The organism is Nonomuraea sp. CA-143628 (assembly GCF_050942315.1).
Lineage (GTDB): Bacteria > Actinomycetota > Actinomycetes > Streptosporangiales > Streptosporangiaceae > Nonomuraea.
The window spans coordinates 4,766,716-4,784,675 of sequence record NZ_CP192072.1; the positions used below are offsets into that span (position 1 = coordinate 4,766,716).

The window sequence follows — 17,960 nt, forward strand, 5'->3', positions numbered from 1 at the left end:
CAAGTCCATATGACATGAGTGAGCGGAGTGTGTGTCTTGAGCGAGCAGCGTCGCTTCCTCGCCGACCTGGTGCACGACCTGACCGTCGAGGTCCTGCGGACCGTGCTCCCAGACGCCCCCGACGCGGTGGATCCCCAGCGCGGCTTCAGGGAACTGGGACTCGACTCGCTGGCCGCCGTCGAGCTGCACGACCGCCTGGCCCAGGCGGTCGGCGCCGAACTGCCGGTAACGATCGCCTTCGACCACCCCACCCCCGAGGCGGTCGTCGAGTACCTGTTCACCGAGGTGCTCGGGCTGGCTGAAGCGGAGACGGCCGACATCGATCCGATCGCCGCCGGGGCACGGGCGGACGAGCCCCTCGCCATCATCGGCGTCGGCTGCCGCTATCCGGGCGGGATCACCACTCCCGAAGAGCTGTGGCGGCTCGTCGCCGAGAGCGGGGAGACCCTGACCGGGTTCCCCGTCGACCGGGGCTGGGACCTCGACCGGCTGTTCGACGACGACCCGGACGCGCCCAACGCCACCTATGTCCGCTCGGGCCACTTCCTGCACGACGCCGGTGAGTTCGACGCCGACTTCTTCGGCATCAACCCGCGTGAGGCCGTCGCCATGGATCCCCAGCAGCGGCTGGTGCTCGAAGCCTCCTGGGAGGCGTTCGAGCGGGCGGGCATCGACCCGCGCTCGCTGCGCGGCAGCCAGGCCGGCGTGTTCATCGGCGCCGAGCCGCAGGACTACGGCCCCCGGCTGGACAAGGCGCCGGAAGAGGTCGAGGGCTATCTCGTGACGGGCAACGCCCCGAGCGTGGTGTCCGGCCGGATCGCCTACGCCCTCGGTCTCGAAGGGCCCACGCTCACCGTCGACACCGCCTGCTCCGCCTCCCTGGTCGCCCTGCACCTGGCCTGTCAGGCACTGCGCAACGGCGAGACCGACCTGGCGCTGGCCGGTGGCGTGACCGTGATGTCCACTCCCGGCACCTACACCGCGTTCAGCCGGCAGCGGGTGCTCGCCGCGGACGGCCGGTGCAAGGCGTTCGCCGCCTCCGCCGACGGCACCGGCTTCTCCGAGGGCGTCGGCATCCTCGCGATCGAGCGGCTGTCGGACGCGCGCCGCCGGGGCCACCCCGTGCTCGCGGTCATCCGGGGCTCGGCGATCAACCAGGACGGCGCGAGCAGCGGTCTAACCGCGCCGAACGGTCCTTCCCAGGAACGCGTGATCCGGCGGGCGCTGGGCAACGCGGGCCTGTCTCCGGCCGACGTCGACGTGGTCGAGGCGCACGGCACCGGCACCAAGCTGGGCGACCCGATCGAGGCGCACGCCCTGATGGCCACGTACGGCCGCGACCGGGGCGAACGCGGGCCGCTGCGCATCGGCTCCCTCAAGTCGAACATCGGGCACACCCAGGCGGCGGCCGGCGTCGCCGGTGTGATCAAGATGGCCATGGCCATGCGCCACGAGACGCTGCCGCGCACCCTGCACGTGGACGAGCCGTCGCCGTACGTCAACTGGTCCCTCGGCGAGGTCGAACTGCTCACCGAGAGCCGGCCCTGGCCCGCGGGCGATGCCCCGCGGCGAGCCGGCGTCTCCTCCTTCGGCGTCAGCGGTACCAACGCGCACCTGATCCTGGAGGAGCCGCCCGCAGCAGCCACCACGGATGGGGACGGCGGTCCGCCCCCGGCCGTCGTCCCCCTGGTGTTGTCGGGCAAGGCGCCCGAGGCGCTGCGCGCGCAGGCCGCCCGGCTGGCGGCCCATCTGGCGGATCACGAGGACCTTCGCCCGGTCGACGTCGCCCACTCGCTGGTGACCTCGCGCTCGACCTGGCAGCACCGCGCGGTGGTCGCCGCCGGTGACCGAACCGGCCTGCTCGCCGGGCTGACCGCGCTGTCCGAAGGCGAGCCCGCCGCCGAGGCGACCGAGGGCGAGGCCACCGCGGAGCGCCGCGTCGTCTTCATCTTCCCCGGCCAGGGCTCGCAGTGGGCCGGCATGGCGGTGGACCTCCTGGACACCTCGCCGGTCTTCGCCCGGAGCATGGCGGAGTGCGCGGCGGAGATCGAGACCCACGTCGACTGGCGGCTGCACGACGTGCTGCGCGGCGAGCCGGGCGCGCCCTCGCTGGACCGGCTCGAGGTCGTCCAGCCGGTGCTGTTCGCGGTGATGGTGTCGGTGGCCGCCCTGTGGGAGTCGCTGGGCGTGCGGCCCGCCGCCGTCGTCGGCCACTCCCAGGGCGAGGTCGCCGCCGCGTACGTGGCCGGCGGGCTGTCCCTGGCCGACGCCGTACGCGTGATCGTGCTGCGCAGCCGCCTGTTCGCCGAGCGCCTGGTGGGCAAGGGCGCCATCGCGGCCATCGCCGCGGCGGCCGGTGAGGTGGAGGAACGGCTGGCCCGCTGGGACGGGCGGCTGTCCATCGGGGCGAAGAACGGCCCCTCGTCGTGCACCGCGGTGGGCGACGAGCAGGCGCTCGCCGAGCTCGTCGCCGAGTACGAGGCCGACGGCGTCCGCGCCCGCCTCCTGGCCAGCACCGTGGCCTCCCACTGCGACCAGGTCGACCCGCTGCGCGAGGAGCTGACCCGGCTACTCGAAACGGTGTCCCCGACCCCGGGAGAGGTGCCGTTCCACTCCACCGTCACGGGGCGACTCCTGGACACCGGCGAGCTGACCGCCGACTACTGGTTCCACAACGCCCGCCAGCCGATCGAGTTCCAGGCCGTGATCGAGGAACTGCTCGCCGGGGGACACGACGCGTTCCTTGAGATGAGCGCCCATCCGGTGCTCGTGATGAGCGTGCAGGACACGATCGACGAGGCCGGGGCCGACGCGTTCGGCGGCGGCACCCTGCGCCGTGGGGAAGGCGATCTGCGCCGCGCGCTGACCTCGGTCGCGGAGGCGTACGTGCGTGGCGTGGCCGTCGACTGGGACGCCCTCCTCCCCGGCGCGAACCTGGTCGAGCTGCCCACGTACGCCTTCCAGCACCGCCACTACTGGCTGGAGACCCGCACGTCGGCCGGCGACGTCGCCTCGGCGGGGCTGACCGACGCCGGCCACCCGCTGCTGGGCGCGGCCGTGACGCTCGCCGAATCCGGTGGCGCCCTCCTGACCGGTCGCCTCTCGGTCCAGCTGCACCCCTGGCTGGCCGACCACGCGGCCGCGGGCACGCCGCTCCTGCCCGGCACCGCCTTCGTCGAGCTCGCCATCCGGGCGGGCGACCAGGTCGGCTGCGGCCTGCTGGAGGAGCTGACGCTGGAGGCCCCGCTGGTCGTACCCGAGCGCGGCGGGGTGTGGCTGCAGGTGTCCGTCGGAGCGCCCGAGGACGCGGGACGACGCGGTGTCACCGTGCACTCACGGGCGGAGGACGCACCGGCCGACGCGCCGTGGATCCGCCACGCGAGCGGGTACGTCGCCCCCGATGACGCCCCCGAGGTCTTCGACCTGGCCCAGTGGCCGCCGGAGGGAGCGACGCCCGCTGATCTCGACGGCCTCTATGATCGGCTGGCCGACGCCGGCTACGGCTACGGCCCGCTGTTCCAAGGGCTGAAGGCGGCGTGGCTGCGCGGTGACGAGGTGTTCGCCGAGGTCAGGCTGCCCGAGCAGGCGACCCGCGACGCCGAGCTGTACGGCCTGCACCCGGCGCTGCTCGACGCGGCGCTGCACGCGGGGTCGCTGCTGGACCCCGCCGACGACCGCTTGAGCCTGCCCTTCGCCTGGACCGGCGTGTCCCTGCGCGCCACGGGCGCGGCATCCGTGCGGGTCCGGCTGTCGCCGACAGGCCCCGACACCCTGTCGCTGTGGCTGGCCGACGCCTCGGGCGCGCCCGTCGCCACGGTGGGCTCGCTGGTCTCACGGGCGGCCTCGGCGCAGCAGCTCTCCGCCGCCTCGGTGGCCCATGGCGATTCGCTGTTCCGCGTCGAGTGGACGGCGGCGCCCGCCGCCCAGCCGACGCCGGCTCCGGCCGGGGGCGCCGCGGTGCTCGGGCCGGACCCGTACGGCCTGCGCCGGGCGGGCGTCGCGAGTGCCGAGTACGCGGACCTGGCGGCGCTGACCGCGTCGGATCCGCTCCCTGACACCATGTTCGTGAGCTTCCGGTCGGACAGCGTGAGCTTCTCGCCGGACGGCTCCGAACCGTTCGTGAGCGTCGGGACGGACGGCTCCGCACCGGGAGAAGTGGTGGGTGGCGCGCGGTCGGCCACGCACCGGGCGCTGGGGCTCGTACAGGCCTGGCTGGCCGACGATCGGCTGAGCTCGGCGCGGCTCGTCGTGGTGACCCATGGCGCGGTGGCGGCCGGGCCCGACGCGGAGGTACGGGACCTGGCGAGCGCCCCGGTCTGGGGCCTGCTGCGGTCCGCGCAGTCGGAGCACCCCGGCCGGTTCGTGCTCCTGGACCTCGACGACTCCGACGTGCCGGTGCCCGCCGTGCTCGCGGCGCTCTCTGAGCCGCAGCTGGCCGTGCGATCCGGCGAGGTGCTGGTGCCCAGGCTGGCCCGCGCGGCCACCAAGGACACGCTGGCTCTGCCCGTGGGCGTCGCGGAATGGCGCCTGGACGCGGCGGTCAAGGGCAGCCTGGACGGCCTGTCCCTGGTTCCGTGCCCGGAGGCGGCCCGCCCGCTGGGGCCGGACGAGGTACGGGTGTCGGTGCGGGCGGCCGGTCTCAACTTCCGCGACCTGGTCGTCACCCTCGGCATGGTGCCCGAACACGGCGAGCCCATCGGTGGCGAGGTCGCGGGCGTGGTGCTGGAGGCCGGGTCGGCGGTGGCCGATCTGGCGCCCGGTGATCGGGTGCTGGGGCTGCTGGACGGGGCCTTCGGTCCCGTGGGTGTGACTGATCGGCGGTTGCTGGCGCCGATGCCCGCTGGTTGGTCGTTCGCGGAGGCGGCGTCGGTGCCGGTGGCGTTCCTGACGGCCTTCTACGGCCTGGTCGATCTGGCCGACCTTAAAACGGGGGACCGGGTGCTGGTGCACGCGGCCGCCGGTGGGGTCGGCATGGCGGCGGTACAGCTCGCCCGGTCGTTCGGCGCGGAGGTGTTCGGTACGGCGAGCCCCGCCAAGTGGGCGTCGACCACCCTGGACGACGCGCATGTGGCCTCCTCGCGGACGTTGGAGTTCGCGCAGAAGTTCGGCCAGGTCGACGTGGTGCTCAACTCGCTGGCCGGGGAGTTCACCGACGCGTCCCTGGACATGGTGGCCGCGGGCGGCCGGTTCCTGGAGATCGGCAAGACCGACCTGCGCGAACCCGGCCAGGTCGCCGACGCTCACCCCGGCCTGCGTTACCTCCCCTACTCCCTGATGGAGGCCGGTCCCGACCGCCTGGGCGAGCTGCTGGCCGAGGTGATGGCCCTGTTCGAGCGGGGCGCGCTGGAGCTGCCGCCGGTCCGGGTCTGGGACGTGCGGCGGGCCGGCGAGGCGCTGCGGTTCATGTCGCTCGCCCGGCACACCGGCAAGATCGTGCTGTCGATGCCGCCCACGTTCGGCGGCGGCGGGACGGTGCTGGTCACCGGTGGCACGGGCGGCCTGGGCGCGCTGGTGGCGCGCCATCTTGTCTCGGTGCACGGCGTACAGGATCTGCTGCTCGTGAGCAGGTCCGGGATCTCGGCCGCCGGAGCGCCGGAACTGCTGGAAGAGCTGTCCGGGGCGGGCGCGCGGGTGCGCGTCGTGGCCTGCGACGTGGCGGATCGGGCCGCCCTGGCCGAGGTGCTGGCCGGGATACAGACCCCGCTGCGCGGGGTGGTGCACACCGCCGGAGTGCTGGACGACGGCGTGGTGGCCGCGCTGACGCCGGAGCGCGTGGACGCGGTGCTGCGGCCCAAGGTCGACGGGGCGTGGAACCTGCACGAGCTGACAAAGGAACTCGACGTGTCGGCGTTCGTGCTGTTCTCCTCCGCGGCCGGTGTCCTGGGCGATGCCGGGCAGGGCAACTACGCGGCGGCGAACGTGTTCATGGACGCGCTGGCCGCGCACCGGCGTGCGCACGGCCTCGCCGCCGTATCGCTGGCCTGGGGCTTCTGGGAACAGCGGAGCAACATGAGCGCCCATCTGCGGGACGCCGACATAGCGCGGATGGAGCGGTCGGGCGCCCGCGGCCTGTCCTCCGAGGACGGGCTGGCGCTCTTCGACGCCGCTCTGACGGTGGACGAGGCCCTGCTGGCGCCGATCCGCCTCGACCTCGCCGCGATGCGCCGCGACCCCGCCGGGGTCCAGCCGATGCTGCGCGGCCTGGTCCACGCGCCCGCGCATCGGGGCGTCGCGGCGGGCGCCGTACCCGGCGGTGTCGCCTCCGCGCTGGAGCAGCAGCTGGCCGGGCTGCCCGAGAGCGACCGCGACCAGGTGCTGGTCTCTCTGATCCGGGCGCAGGCCGCCACTGTGCTCGGCCATGCCGACGTCGGCTCGGTGGACGCCGGCCGGGCGTTCAAGGAGCTCGGCTTCGACTCGCTGACCGCCATCGAGCTGCGCAACCGGCTCAACGCCGCCACCGGGCTGCGGCTGCCCGCGACGCTGGTCTTCGACTATCCGACGCCCGCCGCGCTCGCCCAGCACATCAAGGGCAGGCTGCTCGGCGCGGCGGCCCCCGTCGCGCCGGTCGCCACCCCCGCCGCCTCGCTCGACGACGATCCGATCGTCATCGTCGGGATGGGCTGCCGCTATCCCGGCGGCGTCGACTCGCCGGAGGCGCTGTGGCGCATGCTCGCCGAAGGCCGGGACGCGATGTCGGAGTTCCCCGCCGACCGCGGCTGGGACCTGGAGCGGCTCTACGACCCCGGCACCGAGAGCGCCGGCAGTAGCTATGTGCGGGTGGGCGGCTTCGTGTACGAGGCCGGGGACTTCGACGCGGCCTTCTTCGGCATCTCGCCGCGTGAGGCCCTGGCCACCGACCCGCAGCAGCGGCTGCTGCTCGAAGCCGCCTGGGAGACCCTCGAACGCGCGGGCATCGACCCCGGCGACCTCAGGGGCAGCTCGACGGGCGTGTTCGTCGGCGCCTCCGCCACCGGCTACGGCACCGGACCCGGACCCCTGCCCGAGGAGGTGGAGGGATACCTGATCACCGGCAACTCCAGCTCGGTGATGTCCGGCCGCGTCGCCTACGCGCTCGGCCTGGAAGGTCCGGCCGTCACCTTGGACACGGCGTGCTCGTCGTCCCTGGTCGCGCTCCATCTGGCCTGCGAGTCGCTGCGCCGCGGCGAGAGCACGCTCGCGCTCGCCGGTGGTGTGACCGTGCTGTCCACGCCGGAGATCTTCGTGGAGTTCAGCAGGCAGCGGGGTCTGGCGCGGGACGGGCGGTGCAAGGCGTTCGCGGAGGCGGCGGATGGCACGGCGTTCGCCGAGGGCGTGGGCCTGCTGCTGCTGGAACGGCTGTCGGACGCGCGTCGCAACGGCCACCAGGTGATGGCGGTCGTGCGCGGGAGCGCGGTCAACCAGGACGGCGCCAGCAACGGGCTCACCGCGCCGAACGGGCCGTCCCAGCAGCGGGTGATCCGCCAGGCGGTGGCCAACGCCGGGCTCGGCCTGGCCGACATCGACGCGGTCGAGGCCCACGGCACCGGCACCACGCTCGGGGACCCGATCGAGGCGCAGGCGCTGCTGGCCACGTACGGACAAGACCGTCCGGAGGATCGGCCGCTGTGGCTGGGCACGGTCAAGTCCAACATCGGGCACACCCAGTGCGCGGCCGGCGTCGCCGGTGTGATCAAGATGGTCCTGGCGATGCGGCACGGCGTACTGCCGAAGACGCTGCACGTCGACGCTCCCTCCTCGCACGTTGACTGGTCGGCGGGCGCGGTGTCGCTGGTGACCGAGGCGACCCCCTGGCAGGACCGCGACGGGCGGCCACGCCGGGCGGGCGTGTCGTCGTTCGGCATCAGCGGGACCAACGCGCACGTGGTGATCGAGGGCGTTCCGGCCGAGGAGCCGGTCCCCGCCGACGTGCCGGTCGCCGACGTACCGGTGCCAGTGGTGGTCTCCGCGCGTGGCGCGGACGCGCTGCGGGCGCAGGCGGAGCGGCTGCGGGACTTCGTGGCGGCCTCCGAGGACGTGGGCCCCGCGCAGCTGGGGTACTCGCTGGTCAGAACGCGGTCGCTGCTGAACCATCGGGCCGTCGTCGTGGCGGCCGATCGGGCGCAGCTGGTGGCGGGTCTGGCGCGGGTCGCCGAAGGGGCCGAGCCGGTCGACGTCGTCAGCGGTCCCGGGGACACGGAGGGCGCCGGGGTGGGCTACATGTTCACCGGCCAGGGGAGCCAGCGGGTGGGGATGGGCCTGGAGTTGACCAGGGCGTTCCCCACGTTCAAGGAGCACCTGGAGGCGGTCGCGGCGGGCTTGGACCGCCACCTGGACGTGCCCCTGACCGAGGTGATGTGGGGCAGGCCGGAGCTCCTGGACCAGACGCAGTACGCCCAGACCGGGCTGTTCGCCGTGGAAGTGGCCCTCTATCGGCTCCTGGAGTCGTGGGGGATGGCGCCGGACTACCTGATGGGCCACTCGGTGGGCGAGCTCGCGGCGGCGCACGTCGCGGGCGTGCTGTCCCTGGAGGACGCGTGCGCGCTCGTGGCGGCGCGGGGCCGGCTGATGCAGAGCCTCCCGCAGGGCGGGGCGATGCTCGCGGTCGCGGCGGGAGAGGGGACGGTCGCCAAGCTGCTGGCCGAGCTCTCCGACGTGGCGGGCCAGGTGGAGGTCGCCTCGGTGAACGGACCGGCCTCGATCGTGGTCTCGGGCGACGAGCCCGCGGTGGAGCGGGTGGCGGCGGAGTGCGGCCGGCGCGGGCTGAGGTGCCGGCGGCTGCGGGTCAGCGACGCGTTCCACTCCCATCGCATGGAGCCGATCCTCGGCGCCTTCGGCGAGGTGGCCGCCGGACTGGAGTACCAGGACGCGGCCATCCCGGTGGTGTCGAACCTGACTGGTGAGCCGGTGTCACGGTTCTCGGCCGAGTACTGGGTGCGGCACGTGCGGGAGCCGGTACGGTTCGCCGACGGCGTCGCCTTCCTGCGCGAGCGGGGCGTACGGACCCTCCTGGAGCTGGGTCCCGACGCGGTGCTGTCGGGGCTGGTCCAGGAAGGCGCCTCGGAGCGGGAAGCCGCGCCGGTGGCGGTGCCGCTGCTGCGGCGAGACCGGGACGAGGCCGGGCAACTGGTCACGGCCGTCGGCCGGGCGTACGCACGCGGCGCGGAGGTGGATTGGGACATCTTCTTCGCCGGAGCCCGGCGAGTGGATCTGCCCACCTACGCCTTCCAGCGCCGGCACTACTGGCTGAAGCTCGCCCACCACGGCGGCGATCCCGCCTCGCTCGGGCTCGAGGCCGCGGCTCACCCGCTGCTGGGTGCCGCGGTCGAGCTGCCCGACACCGGTGGGACGCTGTACACCGGCAGGCTCTCGCTCGCCGCCCACCCCTGGCTGGCCGATCACCGGATCCTCGGCACCGTGCTGGTCCCGGGCACGGCCTTCGTCGAGCTCGCCGTCGCGGCCGGCCACCAGGCCGGGTGCGACCTCGTCGAAGAGCTGACCCTGGAGGCTCCCCTCGTGCTGGGGGAGCGGGACGCCGTCACGATCGAGGTGATCGTCTCCGGAGCGGACGACTCGGGCCGCCGTACGGTGACCGTCTATTCGCGGGCCACCACGGGCGAACGGCCCTGGACCCGGCACGCGACCGGGACGCTCGCCGTCGCGGACCAACGCCCCTCCTTCGACCTGGCCGAATGGCCGCCGCCCGGCGCCACGCCCATCGACGTCGGCGACCTCTACGCGCGGCTGGCCGTCGAGGGCACCGAATACGGGCCCGCCTTCCGAGGGCTGCGCGCGGCCTGGCGGCGCGACGGCGCGGTGTTCGCCGACATTGAGCTGCCCGACGGCGTGGTGGCGGACGCGGGCAGCTTCGGCCTGCATCCCGCGCTGTTTGACGCCGTGCTGCACGCCATCGGGCTGGCGACCGAGGATTCCCGGGACGGCAGGGCGATGGCGCCCGGGGATCCTCGGATCGGCACGATCGCGGTGGCCGGGGATCCGCAGGGCCGCTCGGCGACGGTGGCCGAGCGTTCTGGGGTCGAGCGTCCTGGGGTTGAGCTGCCCTTCAGCTGGACCGACGTCAGCCTGTACGCGACCGGCGCCACCGCCGCCCGCGTCCAGGTGTCCGCAGACGGCTCGGGCGCGCCGCTGCTGACCGTGGCGGACGCGACGGGCGCGCCGCTGGCCGGCGTGGGCTCGCTGGCCATGCGGCCCGTCTCCGGCGCCGGGTTCGGCGCCGGTCGGAGCGGGGCGGGCGCCTCGCCGTACCAGGTGAAGTGGACGCGAGTGGCCGTCGGCGGCTCGCGCGGCGACTGGGCGGTGCTCGGCGCCGACGACGGCGAGCTGCTCACGGGCCTGCGCGCCGCAGGACTCTCCGCGCGCGCCGTCCCGGACCTGGACGCGCTGGCCGCACTGAGCCCGCCGCCGACGGCGGTGCTGGTCTCGGCTGGGTACGAGCCCGCAGGGCTGGTCTCCGCAGGACACGAACCCGAGTCGGTGGGTGTGATCCCCACGGGACGCGAGCCCGCTTCGGCGGATCCCTCGGCGGACGCGCGCGAGCTGACCGGCCGCACGCTCGGCCTGCTGCAGGGCTGGCTGGCCGATGAGCGCTTCGGCGGAGCCAGGCTGGTGCTGGTGACCGGCGACTCGGTGCGGACCGGGGCCGACGACGACACCCCCGATCTGGCCCACGCCCCCGTCTGGGGTCTGGTACGCGCCGCGCAGGCCGAGAACCCCGATCGGTTCCTCCTCGTCGACGTGGACGGCACGGCGGCCTCCTACCGGGCGCTGCCCACCGTACCGACCGGTCAGGAGCCCGAGCTGGCCCTTCGCGACGGCGACGCCCTCGCGCCACGCCTGACCAGGATCGGTGAGGACGGCCTGCTGAAGCCGCCGCCCGGTGCGGGCTCCTGGCATCTGGAGATCACCGAGCCGGGGACGATCGACGCCCTGGCGGCGACCGTCTGCGACGCGGCCCGGCGGCCGTTGGAGGAGTTCGAGGTACGCGTGTCCATGCGGGCCTGCGGGCTCAACTTCCGTGACGTCCTGATGGCCCTCGGCATGTACCCGGGCGAGGCGTCCATCGGCGGCGAAGGCGCCGGCGTGGTCGTCGAGGTCGGCTCCGGCGTCACCCGGTTCGCTCCCGGCGACAGGGTGTTCGGGCTGTTCGAGGGTGGTTTCGGGCCCTATACGGTGACCGATCACCGGATGGTGGTGCACATGCCGGACGGCTGGTCCTTCGTGGACGCGGCCGCCGTGCCGGCCGTGTTCGCGACCGCCTACTACGGGCTGGTCGATCTGGCCGACCTTAAAACGGGTGACCGGGTGCTGGTGCACGCGGCCGCCGGTGGGGTCGGTATGGCGGCGGTGCAACTCGCGCGGTGGCTGGGCGCGGAGGTGTTCGGTACGGCGAGTCCCGGCAAGTGGGCGTCGCTGCCGCTGGATGGGGAGCATGTGGCCTCGTCGCGGACGGTGGAGTTCGCGGAGAAGTTCGGCCAGGTCGACGTGGTGCTCAACTCGCTCGCGGGTGAGTTCACCGATGCCTCGCTGGGCATGCTGGCTCCCGGTGGCCGGTTCGTGGAGATGGGCAAGACCGACATCCGGGACGCGGAGACGATCGCGCCCGGCGTCCGCTACGCGCCCTTCGACCTCTCCGACGCCGGGCCGGACCGGACCCAGGAGATCCTGACCGAGCTGGTGAAGCTGTTCGAGGAAGGCACCTTCGCACCCCTCCCGACCCGCGTCTGGGACGTGCGACGCGCGCCCGAGGCGTTCCGGTATATGGCGCAGGCCCGGCACACCGGCAAGATCGTGCTGACCGTGCCCGCGCCGATCGGCGGCGCCGGCACTGGCACCGGTGCCGGCACCGGCACCGGCACTGTGCTCGTCACCGGCGGCACAGGCGGGCTCGGCGCGCTGGTGGCCCGGCATCTGGTGGCCGCGCACGGCGTACGCGACCTGCTGCTGGTCGGCCGCAGAGGGCTCGACGCCCCGGGCGCCGACCGGCTGCGCACGGAGCTCACCGAGCAGGGGGCCCGCGTCGAGGTCGCGGCGTGCGACGTCGCCGACCGCGACGCACTCGCGGCACTGCTCGCGGGCCGCCCGCTGACCGCGGTCGTGCACACGGCGGGCGTCGTGGCCGACGGCGTCATCGGCTCGCTCACGCCCGCCCAGGTGGACACGGTCTGGCGGCCAAAGGCAGACGCCGCCTGGCATCTTCACCAACTCACGAAAAATCTGGACCTGTCGGCGTTCGTGCTCTTCTCCTCCTCGGCCGGCACGCTCGACGCCGCCGGGCAGGGCAACTACGCGGCGGCCAACGCCTTCCTCGACGCGCTGGCCGCGAACCGCAGGGCGGCCGGCCTGCCGGGGCTCTCGCTGGCCTGGGGCATGTGGGCGCCGGAGGTGGGCGGGATGACCGCCCAGCTCGGCGAGGCCGATCTGCGCCGGCTGCGTCACTCGGGCCTGCTGCCGCTGTCGGCCGAGGCGGGGCTGGCGCTGTTCGAGGAGTCGCTCGCGCTCGACGAGGCCGCGCTGGTGCCGATCCGGCTGGATCTCGCGGCCATGCGGTCGCGGGAGGAAGGGCCGCCGCCGATGCTCCGTGGCCTGGTCACCGCCCCTGTCGGGCGGGCGCCCGCCACGGCCTCGGTCACGGCTCCTTCCGCCACGCCCGTCTCGTTGACGGACCGGCTGACGCCGCTGTCCAGGGCGGCGCGTGACCGCCTGCTGCTGAGCCTGGTACGCACCCACGTCGCCGCCGTGCTCGGCCACGACAGCGAGGACCCGGTCGATCCGGTGCGGGGGTTCAAGGAGCTGGGGTTCGACTCGCTGACCGCGGTCGAGCTGCGCAACCGGCTGAGCGCGGCGGCGGACGTACGCCTGCCCGCCACGCTCGTCTTCGACTACCCGACGCCGGAAGCCGTGGCCGCCTTCATCAAGACCGAGCTGCTCGGCGACGACGAAACGGCCGCCGAACCGCTGGAGGCCGAGCTGGCCGAGCTCGAACAGGCGCTGGACCGGCTCATGCCGGATCCCGACGGGCACGCGCGGATCACCGCCCGGCTCAAGGCGCTCACGGCGAAGTGGGCCGAGGCGCACGGCCGGCCGGAGGACCCGGCGCTCGAATCGGCCAGCGCCGAAGAACTTTTCACCATTCTCGACAAAGAATTCTGATGCCATGTCATGGATGCCGATAAAGAGCCCCATTTTCCGCCCTGAGTACCGTTCATGCCACCGAACCATCCCTGAAGAGGATGGCCCGGATGGCCCTCCAGGCCGATGCGCGGAATATGAATCGGTGATTAACATCCGTTCTATGAGCAGACCTGCGGACAATCCAAGGAGCGAAGAAGACGACATCGTGCGGTTGAATTCCGTACGACAGACGTACACCACCAGGAAGGGCAGCTTCGAGGCGCTGAGCGGCGTCACGATCGGCTGCCGGAAACGGGCGCTCACCGCGGTCATCGGGCCGTCGCGGTCCGGCAAGAGCACGCTGCTGCGCTGCGCGTCGGGGCTGGAGCGGCCGGCGTCAGGGTCGGTGCTCCTCGACGGCGAGGAGCTGACCGACCTCGACGACGCGTCGCTGACCAGGCTGCGGCGTGACCGGCTCGGCTTCGTCTTCCAAGGGTCCAACCTGCTGCCCGCGCTCAACGTGGCGGAGAACATCGCGCTGCCCGGTTACCTGGCCGGCCGGAGCGTCGACACCGTCCTGCTGGACCGGGTGATCGCGCAGATCGGCCTGACCGACCACCTGCACGACCTGCCGCACCGGCTGTCCTTCGCCGAGCAGCAGCGGGTGGCGGTCGCGCGGGCCCTGGTCGGCCGGGCGCCGGTGATCTTCGCCGACGAGCCCACCTGCGCGCAGGACAACGAGGGCGTCGGCCAGGTGCTCGGCCTGCTGCGCGAAGCGGCGCGGGCGGGACAGACAGTGGTGGTGGCCACGCACGACTCGCGGATCGCGGCCTACGCCGACCACGTCTTCTTCATGGCCGGCGGCCGGGTCGTGGAGGAGCTGGAGCTCCCGCCCAGCAAGGCGGCGGCGGAGCGGATGGCCCACCTGGCGATGTGGGACCGGGGAGAGCCGTCCTGATGTGGCGCCTGGCCCTGCGCACTCTGTCCCACCGCAGGGGCGCGTTCTCGGCGGTGCTCGCCACAGTCTTCGCCGCCACCGCCATCGTGGCGGCCTGCGCGGGGCTGATGGCGGCGGGGATCCAGGCCGCCTTCCCGCCCGAGCGGCTGGCCGGCGCCGCGGTGGTGGTCGCGGGCGACCCGTCCTACCGGCTGCCGGACGCCGACCCCCGTGATGACGACGTCGAATGGGCGAGCCTGTCCGAGACCGTACGCCTGAGCCGGTCCCTGCTGGAGACCGTGCGGGCGGTGCCCGGCGTCGCCGACGTCATCGGTGACGTCTCCATTCCCGTCACCATGCTCGGCGGGCACGCGCTCCGGGCGACGGGGCACGAATGGACCTCAGCGGGGCTGCTGCCGTACGAGCTGCGGTCCGGCACCGCGCCCGCGACGGCCGGAGACGTCGTGCTGGACGCGGCGCTCGCCACGCGATCGGGCGGCCACGTGGGCGACCGGATCCAGGTCGTTGCCCGCGGCGCCGTCGCGAGCTTCCGGGTGACCGGTGTGGCCGCCCCGGCGGCGGGACGTACGGCCACGGCGGCCGCGATGTTCTTCACGCCCTACGACGCGCGGTGGCTGTCCGGCCATCCGGACTCGGTGGACGCGATAGCCGTGATCCCCGTGCCCGGGACGGGCGAGCAGGCGCTCGCCGACCGGGTGCGCGCCACCCTGCGCGGCCAGTCCGCGGTGACGCTCACCGGGGACGACCGCGGGCTCGCCGAGTTCGCGCAGGCGCGCGCCGGCCGCGAGAACCTGATCACGATCGCCGGCCTGATCGGCGGCACGACGCTCCTGGTCGGCATGCTCGTCCTGGTCAGCACCATGAAACTCCTGGTCGAGCACCGGGCGCCGGAGCTGACGCTGCTGCAGGCGATGGGCACGCCGCCGCGCCGCGTCCGCCTGATGATGCTCGGCGAGGTCACGACGATCGCGGTGGTCGCCACGGCGGCGGGCACGGTGCTCGGCGGCAACCTCGGCGGTCAGTTGTTCGGGCACCTGGTGCGCGACGGGGTCGTACCGGCGGCCATGCGGTTCGACCCGGGCTGGCTCCCGGCCGCGGTCGCGGCCGTGGTGTGCCTGTGCACCGGGCTGGCGGCCGCCTTCTTCCCGATCTGGCGGGCCGCGCGACCTCGCCCCGCCACGGCGCTCAGCTCGGTGCCGCAGGACCACGGGCTCGACCGGGCACGCGCGGCGCTCGCCCTGATCTGCCTCGGCGTGGTGGGCACGACGATCTGCTCGGCCATGGTGATGATCCGCTCGGCCGCGGTGAGCGTCGCCTGCCTGGCCGCGATCGTGGTGATCCTCGGCGTGGCCGTGGTGGCCTCCAGGATGACCAAGGCGATGAGCGGGCTGGTCGGCCGGGCCGTACGCGCGCGGCCCAGGACGATCGGCCGCCTCGCCCTGCTCAACAGCTGCGCCCGGCCGTTCGGCATGGCCACCGCGATCCTGCCCATCATGCTCGCGACCGGCATCAGCACCGCGAACATCTATCTGCAGATGACGCAGGCCGACCAGGTCCGGCAGGTCCGCCTGGAGGACCTGCGGGCCGACCACGTGATCACCGGCGGCCTCGGTCCCGGCCTGCTCGGCCGCGTCCGGACCGTCCCAGGGGTCATGGCCGCGTCGGAGCTGGCGACCAGCAGCGGGTTCGTCGAGAGCCCGTACGACCCGTCGCAGAGCGAACACGGCTGGCCGCTCCTGGGCCTCACGGCGGACGGCGCGGCGGGGGTCACGGACATCTCCCTCACGGCGGGCACGCTCACCGGGCTGCGTGGCGACTCCGTCGCGCTCACCCGGCAGCACGCCCGCGAGCTCGGCAAGGGGATCGGCGACGCGATCACCCTGCGGCTGGGCGACGGCGCCAAGGTGGACCTGAGGGTGGTCGCGCTGCTCGCGGACCGGCCCGGCGGCGAGATGATCCTCATGCCCGCCACGCTGCTCGCCGCCCACACCACCGCCGGCTCGCCGACCCAGATCCTGGTCCGGGCGGCGCCAGGCGGTGACGCCCGGAAACTGCGCGCCGACCTCGTCGAGGCGACGGGCCGCCTGCCCACGCTGCGGGTCAGCGACGGCATCGGGCCGTCCACGACCGCCGTCGAGCAGGGGCGGACCCGGGCCTGGATCAACTATCTGTTCACCGGAGTGATCATCATCTTCGCCGGCATCTCGGTGATCAGCGCCCAGGCGATGGGAGCCGGCTCGCGGCGCAGGGAGTTCCGTCTGCAGCGCCTGATCGGGTTCACCCGTGGCCAGATCCTGCGCATGGTGGGGATCGAGGCCGTGGTGGTCGCCATGGTCGGCGTCGTGCTCGGCACGACGGCGGTCGCGCCCATCCTGATTCCGTTCGCCATGGCGGTCAACGGCTCACCGATGCCCCCGGGGCCGGCCTGGGTCTATCTGGCCGTGATCTGCTCCGCCACGCTGTCCGCCCTGGTGGCGACGCTGTCCCCCGTCTGGGCGATCATCCGGCCGCGCACAGGGGAGCGTGAGGGGTCCCCTAGGGGTCGGGCGGTCATCCGCGCATAGGTAGCGTCCCATTCGACGCGATAAATAATTTGGAGGAATTGTTCATGCGTGTTCTGTTCACTCAACACGCGGCAAACGCGCACCTCTTTCTCATGGTCCCCATCGCCTGGGCGATGAAAGCCGCGGGCCACGAAGTAATCGTCGCCGGCCAGCCGGACATCGTCGACGCCATTACCCGGACCGGCTTGACCGCTTTATCGGTCGGCGGAAAGTCCGATGTGGCCGAGCGGCTGCTGGAGACACCACTTGACCGGCAGATATACGGCTCCGGATACGACATCGCGGAGGAGCGCCCCGAGGTGCTCACCTACGAGTACGTCCGCGACTGCCTGGACGCCTTCTGCTCCCCGATGGCCCTGGACTTCATCACCGACGAGTCCATGTACGCCGACCTGGTCGCCTTCTGCCGGAGCTGGCAGCCCGACCTGGTGGTCTGGGACTCCATCACCTTCCCGGGCCCCGTGGCCGCCCGGGCCTGCGGCGCGGCGCAGGTACGGACCACCTTCGGCCGCGACCACTGGGCGCGGATGCGCTCGTTGTTCCTCCGGCTGCGCGCGGAGCGGCCGGACGATCCGCGTGAGGACCCCGTGGTCGAGTGGATCACGGCGAAGCTGACCGCGTACGGCTGCGACTTCGACGAGGAGGTGATCCTCGGCCAGGCCACGGTCGACTCCATGCCGGCCTGGCTGCGCTTCCCCGGCGAGGAAGACCACCTGCGCGTCCGTTTCATCCCCTACAACGGCCCCTCGACCATCCCGGCCTGGCTCAGGGAGCCACCGTCCCGGAGGCGCGTCTGCTTCACCCTAGGGGTGTCCGGCAGGGAGGTCTGGGGTGGGCGCGGCAGCGTCGGGGCCGCCGAGCTGTTCGAGGCCGTGGCCGACCTGGACGTCGAGGTGGTCGCGACCCTGAAGGAGAACCAGCTGGACGGCGCGAAGGTCCCGGCGAACGTCCGCATCGTGGACTTCGTCCCGCTCAACTCCCTGCTGCCCGGCTGCTCGGCCATCGTCCACCACGGCGGCACGGGGACCACCTGCACGGCCATCACCCAGGGCGTGCCCCAGCTCATCGTCCCCGCCCAGCTCTACGACGAGACGGGCATGGCCCTTCAGATAGCCCAGCAGGGAGCGGGCCTGGTCATCGAGCCCGACCAGCTCTCGGCGCGGACGCTGCGCGACGGGCTGGTGCGGCTGCTGGACGACGAAGGGTTCCGGCGGAACGCGATCCGGATCCAGCAGGACATGGCGAAGACGCCGACCCCCGCCGACGGCGTACGTGATCTAGAAGAGCTGGTCGCCCGTCACCAGGCGGCTTCCCCGACCCGGAGATGAGCC

4 protein-coding genes are annotated in these 17,960 nt (G+C 73.4%); all 4 read left to right on the forward strand.

The features are described 5' to 3' along the window. Nucleotides 1-36 precede the first annotated feature (36 nt). The 4 genes from ACQP2T_RS21930 (at nucleotide 37) to ACQP2T_RS21945 (ending at nucleotide 17,957) form a co-directional block, all read left to right on the forward strand. Nucleotides 37-13,146, forward strand: coding sequence for an SDR family NAD(P)-dependent oxidoreductase (locus ACQP2T_RS21930; protein ID WP_433517966.1), 13,110 nt, complete (start codon nucleotides 37-39; stop codon nucleotides 13,144-13,146). A gap of 142 nt (nucleotides 13,147-13,288) precedes the next feature. After that, nucleotides 13,289-14,065, forward strand: a complete 777-nt coding sequence (locus ACQP2T_RS21935; RefSeq protein WP_433517967.1) for an ABC transporter ATP-binding protein — start codon at nucleotides 13,289-13,291, stop codon at nucleotides 14,063-14,065. Then, nucleotides 14,065-16,629, forward strand: a complete 2,565-nt coding sequence (locus ACQP2T_RS21940) for an FtsX-like permease family protein (protein WP_433517968.1) — start codon at nucleotides 14,065-14,067, stop codon at nucleotides 16,627-16,629. The genes ACQP2T_RS21935 and ACQP2T_RS21940 overlap by 1 nt, the downstream gene beginning before the upstream one ends. Nucleotides 16,630-16,673: 44 nt before the next feature. Beyond that, nucleotides 16,674-17,957: an activator-dependent family glycosyltransferase gene (locus tag ACQP2T_RS21945; protein WP_433517969.1), complete on the forward strand. Its 1,284-nt coding sequence runs from the start codon at nucleotides 16,674-16,676 to the stop codon at nucleotides 17,955-17,957. Nucleotides 17,958-17,960 lie beyond the last annotated feature (3 nt).